The following is an 804-nucleotide window of genomic DNA, read 5'->3' as shown; positions in this document are numbered from 1 at the left end:
CATCAGCTTCAGCAAGCACATCAGCTTCAGCAAGCACGTCAGCTTCTGAATCAACATCAGCTTCAGCAAGCACATCAGCTTCAGCAAGCACATCAGCTTCAGCAAGCACATCAGCTTCAGCAAGCACGTCAGCTTCTGAATCAACATCGGCTTCAGCAAGCACATCGGCTTCAGCAAGCACATCAGCCTCAGCAAGCACATCGGCTTCAGAATCAACATCAGCCTCAGCAAGCACGTCAGCTTCAGCAAGCACATCAGCTTCTGAATCAACATCAGCTTCAGCAAGCACATCAGCTTCAGCAAGCACGTCAGCTTCAGCAAGCACATCAGCTTCAGAATCAACATCAGCTTCAGCAAGCACATCGGCTTCAGCAAGCACATCAGCTTCAGCAAGCACATCAGCTTCAGCAAGCACGTCAGCTTCTGAATCAACATCAGCTTCAGCAAGCACGTCAGCTTCTGAATCAACATCAGCTTCAGCAAGCACATCAGCTTCAGCAAGTACATCAGCTTCAGCAAGCACATCAGCTTCAGCAAGCACATCAGCTTCAGCAAGCACATCGGCTTCAGAATCAAGATCAACTTCTGAATCAACATCAGCTTCAGCAAGCACATCAGCTTCAGCAAGCACGTCAGCTTCTGAATCAAGATCAACTTCTGAATCAACATCAGCTTCAGCAAGCACATCAGCTTCAACAAGTGCAAGTACATCAGCAAGCACATCAGCTTCAACAAGCGCAAGTACGTCAGCTTCAACAAGTGCAAGCACATCAGCAAGTACGTCAGCTTCAACAAGTGCAAGCA

General features: G+C 48.1%; 1 pseudogene. It reads right to left on the bottom strand.

Annotated elements, in window-relative coordinates:
- Nucleotides 1-804 (bottom strand): annotated as a pseudogene (locus QM911_RS09880) (hypothetical protein); the annotation flags it as partial.

The sequence above is a fragment of the Streptococcus infantis genome (genome assembly GCF_047460825.1).
In the GTDB taxonomy this organism is placed as follows: Bacteria; Bacillota; Bacilli; order Lactobacillales; family Streptococcaceae; genus Streptococcus; species Streptococcus infantis_V.
The sequence above is the reverse complement of the archived record's forward strand: the minus strand, read 5'-3'. Positions and strand labels throughout refer to the sequence as shown.